The organism is Mesorhizobium sp. BHbdii (assembly GCF_053848045.1).
Window position 1 is genome coordinate 1 of the sequence record NZ_JBSPKX010000221.1, and the last position, 442, is coordinate 442.

The 442-nt window shown below is 62.4% G+C and carries 1 protein-coding gene; it reads left to right on the forward strand.

The window, feature by feature from the left end; genetic code table 11:
• A partial coding sequence (locus ACWTU8_RS32735) for a ChuX/HutX family heme-like substrate-binding protein (protein WP_455851364.1) occupies nucleotides 1-319 on the forward strand: 319 nt, incomplete at its 5' end.
• Nucleotides 320-442: the final 123 nt, after the last annotated feature.

A 442-nucleotide genomic window follows, 5' to 3' on the forward strand; every position in this document is an offset into this window, starting at 1 on the left:
GATCATGTGCTTTGTCGGCAACCGCGGCTGCATCCAGATCCATTCCGGCCCGGTCGGGTCGATCAAGCCGATGGGGCCGTGGATCAATGTTCTGGACGAGACCTTCCACCTGCACCTGCGCACCGACCACATCGATGAAGTCTGGGCGGTGCGCAAACCGACCAAGGATGGCCATGTCACATCGCTCGAGGTCTTTGGCGCCGAAGGCGAGATGATCATCCAATTCTTCGGCAAGCGCCATGAAGGCGAAAGCGAGCGCGACGATTGGCGGTTCCTGGCTGAGAACCTGCCACGTATTCCGAGCCCGACGGCAGCGTGAGGAACAGTGTGATGCGGTTTTTCCCGAACCTGCCGGCCATGCGCCTATCAATGCTTGCGCCGATCGTCGGCCTTTCCCTTGCCGCGCTGCAGCCGGCCGGCGCTGCCGAGGGCGTCTCGGTCT